This window comes from Shewanella sp. 11B5 (assembly GCF_002836795.1).
In the GTDB taxonomy this organism is placed as follows: Bacteria; Pseudomonadota; Gammaproteobacteria; order Enterobacterales; family Shewanellaceae; genus Shewanella; species Shewanella frigidimarina.
Genome location: NZ_PJAP01000398.1, coordinates 1 through 5,243, shown reverse-complemented (window position 1 = coordinate 5,243; position 5,243 = coordinate 1). Strand labels below are relative to the sequence as shown.

Genomic DNA, 5,243 nt, shown 5'->3' with positions numbered 1-5,243 from the left:
TTGACGACAACAATAACTGATAAAGAGTTAAAGCAATTTAGGTGCCAGTATTACAATTAGTGGAAGATTAGTCGATAACAGGGGGGGGTAGCACAAGCAAAAGTAACCTCTCCATTAAATAAAACAGGTTACTTTTGCGTAGATGAACGATAAACAATAGCCTTATTAGGCTATAAAATCATAACGTTAACTAACAATTAGTTGACGGCATTTACGTTAAGCAGGTAATTGAATACCCATATCACGCATTTTGGCCATTTTATAACGTAGCGTACGGGCGCTTATACCGAGTTTTTCAGCGACCATTTTCCGACTGCCCTGACATTGATTTAGAGTTTCTAAAATAATGACATGTTCTTGGGCTTTTAGTTCGTCACCTAAACCGTCAACTTCGGCTGGCTTATCCGCATCAACACATTCAGTTGAAACTAAACTCACATCGGCAGAATCTAAAATAATGTCATTGACACCAATATCATCATTAACCCGTAATATTAGCGCTCGTTGAATAACATTATCTAACTCGCGCACGTTACCAGGCCATCGATGAGTCAATAAACGCCGAGTGGCAGCATCATCAAGCTTAGGCACAGAAGCCATATTAAATGCTTTAGCATGTTTAATCAGCAAATGCCGTGCAAGCGGTAATATATCAGCAGGACGCTGATGCAGCGCTGGCCACGTTAACGGAAACACATTAATTCGGTAGTATAAATCTTCCCTAAACTCACCAGAGGTCGCCATCGCTTTTAAATCTCTGTTTGAGGTTGCCAACACTCGCACATCAAGTTTAATGGTTTTACGGCCACCTAAACGCTCTACTTCGCGCTCTTGTAATACCCTGAGCAATTTAGCTTGTAAGCCAAGTTCCATCTCAGATATTTCATCAAGTAATATAGTGCCGCCTTGGGCTTGTTCAAACTTACCTGGGCAGGCTTGATAAGCGCCAGTAAATGCACCTTTCTCGTAACCAAATAAAGTGGCTTCTAACATGTTTTCTGGGATTGCAGCGCAGTTAATCGCAATAAACGGTTGATCATGGCGTTGACTATGTTGGTGAATATAGCGCGCTAACACTTCTTTACCTGAGCCACTAGGACCCATAATCATTACCGATGCATCAGATACTGCTACCCGCTGAGCCAGCGACAACAGCGCTAAACTTTTCTCATCAGCGACCACAGGCTTATCATGATTTTGTTTTAAAGGTAAATAACGTGACACCTGATTCAATAACACTTCAGGCGCAAACGGTTTAGCCAAATAATCCACGGCACCTAATTTCATCGCATTCACGGCACTGTTAATAGTGGCATAAGCGGTCATTAACAATACTGGCAGTTTAGGTTGATGCTGTTGTAAATAACCCAACAACCCGATACCACCAATACCGTCCATCTGCACATCGCTAATCACCATATCAAAATGGTTTGCTTTCAAGGCCAGAATGGCCTCTTCAGCACTACCTACATCTACACAGTCGTAATGGGCAAGCATGAGGGTATCAAGCAATGCCTCACGTAAGGCAGCATCATCCTCAACTAATAGAATATTTGCTTCAGCCATGCATCACCTCCTGATCACTTGCTTTGTTCATGTGTGGAAAGCTCAACCTAATATGGCAACCCATACCCGGCTTACACGACAATTGAATTTGTCCGCCATGGTTACGCACTACCGACTGCACAACCGCTAAGCCTAAACCAGTACCTTGGCTTTTAGTGGTAAAAAAGGGTTCAAGAATTTGTTGTTGCATTGACGGCTCGAGCCCTTTGCCATTATCGATGACATCTAACAATAGCCCATCTGGTGTTTCGCTGGCACTGACTTTTATTTTTGTTGCGCCCGCTTCAATGCTATTCATCACTAAATTATTAACGGCAGAACTGAGAGCATTCGCATTGGCAAGCATCAATGAATGTGAAGTATCTTCCACAACTAGCTGACAGTGTTTTTTATCTGCAATCGGTTCGCAGCTAGCCATCACTTGGTTAATGATTTCATCCATTGAGACTGATTCAGCCATCCCATCTTGACGCCCCCTTGCCATTAGCAACATGTCATTAACTTGACGTTCTAGCTCGTTAAGCCGGTCGACCAATTTAGATTGAAACTTAGACCTAGCAGAATCAGATAATTTAGGGCTAGCAAGATTAGAGGCATACAGCAAAGCTGCAGACAATGGGGTGCGCACCTGATGTGCTAATGTCGCCACCATTTTGCCTAATGCCGATAAACGTTGTAAATGAGACAAGTTTTTCTGCAATAAACGCGTCTCAGTGAGATCGGTTAACACAATCAACTGCCCAGGTTCAGGCGCTAATGGCGTAATAGCCAATTTTACTCGTCGACCATTTTTAAGCGACACTTCATGGCCGTCATCATCTTGTGGGGCAAAAGCGCGATGAATAATATCAAACCAACGAGCCCCCTGCAGAGGTCGTCCTAATAGTTCGGTTGCAACAGGGTTGGCTAACGTAACCACACCGTCACCATCAAGGATCACCACACCAGATGGCATGGCTTGAAGAATATGCGCCATTTGATTTGACATATTGGCGGCCTTACTAGAATAAGTACTGATAACGGGAGTGGCAGAATTAGTGGCTAAGTTAGTTGCTAAGTTGGTTGCAAAGTTCACATTACGCTGCTGAACTGAATTAATCCCAATAGCTGGCGATTCCGCCTCTGTATCAGTTGTAGTGATAGACGAAGCTGACGCAGGTAACTCATAGTCTGAATGATCTGTATGTGTTAACGCTCGTGCTAAATACATGGTCGCTCCGTCAAAAAAATAACATTTGATTAGCTGAATGCATTTACTGTGCCAAGCAATTTCTTATAGTAATAGAAGCATCGGCAGACCGTGTTTTAAGCCAGTGATAAAGCAACATACTTATGAGTTTAGTTCATTGGCCTTACCACATCTTGCAAAACCAATATTCGGCCAGCTAACAATAAAACTACTTAATCACAATACTATCTAGCGGTAACAATATATTACTTCTAAAGTTAAAAACATTTGCAGTGCCAAGCTATTATCTCAAGCACTAGAAACATGAGATCATTAATTTTTCAGTTACTGATAAAACGAAAAAACACACCTGAGGGTGTGTTTTTATAAAATCCAAAATTCAGATAATGGTCTAGTCTTTACTCAAACCATATTTACGCATTTTTTCGACTAATGTTGTACGACGAATACCCAACATTTCAGCAGCTCTTGCTACAACACTATCTTGCTGCTCAAGCGCTTGACGGATCATGTCAATTTCTAATTCCGCTAGTAAATCTTTTAAATTAACCCCTTCTGGCGGCAATTCACTAGGGAAACGCGTTTCAGGTATTTCAACAGGCTCTTCATCACTGAATATTGAAGCTAAAGCATCGCGCTCTAATTGTTCTTCACTGATTTCAACGCAATATTCTGGTACCTCTATATAACGGTACTTATGCGGTAAATCATTAACGTCGACTAATCCACCAGGGAATAAGATCGTTAAACGCTCGACCAAGTTTGATAACTCTCGCACATTACCAGACCAAGGGTGTTCTTTTAACGATTCAATCGCACGTTGAGTGAAACGAACCTTACCGCGGCCTTCATTAAATACTCGGCTAACTAATTCATGCAATAGTAGCGGCACATCGTCACGACGCTCACTTAATCCTGGCATCTCAATTGGGAACACATTGAGTCGATAATATAAATCTTCTCGAAATGAGTTATCTACAATCATGGTTTCAAGATCGCGATGCGTTGCGGCAACGATACGCACATCGGTAGCAATTGTTTTACTGCCACCAACACGTTCAAATACCTTTTCTTGCAACACACGTAACAACTTAACTTGCATTTGCAGCGGCATATCACCAATTTCATCTAAAAAGAGCGTGCCACCTTCAGCCAATTCAAAACGGCCTTTACGAGATGATATAGCCCCAGTGAAAGAGCCTTTTTCATGGCCAAACAATTCACTTTCAAGTAATTCAGCAGGAATCGCACCACAATTGACCGGGATAAACGGTCCATCTCGTCGTTCAGATAAATAATGAATATTACGTGCTACAACCTCTTTACCGGTCCCCGATTGACCCAGTACTAATACTGTCGCATCAGAGCTTGATACTTGGTTAATCAAATGGCGGACTTTAGCAATACCTTCACTGCGCCCGACTAAGCTTCGGAATAGTTTGGTTTGGTTGCCACTGGTTAAAGTGTGTTCTCGCTTGGCTTGGCCAAAAACTTGGCAAAAATGCAGCAGTTCAGTCAATTGCGGGTAATTTATCGGCTCTTCAATTGTGCCGAGCATGTTGGATAAATTGATATCGGTATCGCCTAATAACAACATCGGTTGCCAAGGCACTATAGCGGCTATGTTTTTAATACTCTCGACGCTGATGTTTTCATCAACTATGACAACAGCGCGATACCGAGATTGCTCAATCAGGGCTAAAAAAGATTCATTAGAGACAATTTCGCACTGTTCACCTAGAAATTCGAAAATGCAGCACAAACGAGTCACGCGCTCTGATGGGGTACCGACAATTAAAATTCTTTGTTCTATTTGCATCATTCAGAAGGCCAAAAGCTCTTGTTATAGGTATTGATTCGGGATGATTATGCCGCATATCGCCACATAAACCAAAGTACATTGCCGTCATAAAAACTAACAGCACAGCCATTATTCTAGCATTATTCCTAAAACAGGATCGTTAATCCGCTAAATACAGTGAAGAAAAACGAACTCAATGGTAAATAACCTCAGCTAGGGATAATAAATGGTTATCAAACAGCCCTTTGTCTCGCTAACTGTGTTGCATTGACTTGCAATAGGCTAGCTATTGGCGCCGCTAGTAATAAGAGACTGCGCCTTGTTAGCAAAACAAATGACAAGTTTGATATGAAATAGGCCGCATGTTGTCATTTTGCCTTACATAACCCACATCTTAACCCGAGTTGAGGTTAAATATTGTATTATCAGCCCACTATAAGCAAGCATCAGTTACATTTTATCTACAACAGATAGCATTTTATGTTGAAAATGGTGATTTTTCATTCAAAAATTCTAATAGAGCAAGTTTTGTTTCGGTGGTGAGGTTAAATATAAACTCTCTCACGGAAAAGAGATAATGCAAATGAATTAGCTTTATTAGGTATTTAAAATGGATACATGAATTGCATGTATAGTATTTATATGAAAAGTTGGAAATCATAAATTAAATACTAAGCCAGACAGCAA

Annotated in this window: 3 protein-coding genes; all 3 read right to left on the bottom strand. The window is 41.3% G+C overall.

All coding sequences use genetic code 11. From position 1 onward, the window contains the following. Positions 1–216 precede the first annotated feature (216 nt). The 3 genes from CXF78_RS09300 to CXF78_RS09290 all read right to left on the bottom strand — a co-directional run bounded on the left by CXF78_RS09300 (position 217) and on the right by CXF78_RS09290 (position 4,577). Positions 217–1,566, bottom strand: coding sequence for a sigma-54-dependent transcriptional regulator (locus CXF78_RS09300; RefSeq protein ID WP_102036608.1), 1,350 nt, complete (start codon positions 1,564–1,566; stop codon positions 217–219). After that, the gene (locus tag CXF78_RS09295; RefSeq protein ID WP_308302244.1) at positions 1,559–2,776 is read right to left on the bottom strand and encodes a sensor histidine kinase; all 1,218 of its coding nucleotides are present in this window, start codon (positions 2,774–2,776) and stop codon (positions 1,559–1,561) included. The genes CXF78_RS09300 and CXF78_RS09295 overlap by 8 nt, the downstream gene beginning before the upstream one ends. Positions 2,777–3,146: 370 nt before the next feature. Next, positions 3,147–4,577 (bottom strand): sigma-54 dependent transcriptional regulator, encoded by a 1,431-nt coding sequence (locus CXF78_RS09290; RefSeq protein ID WP_011636652.1) that lies wholly within the window; start codon positions 4,575–4,577, stop codon positions 3,147–3,149. Positions 4,578–5,243 lie beyond the last annotated feature (666 nt).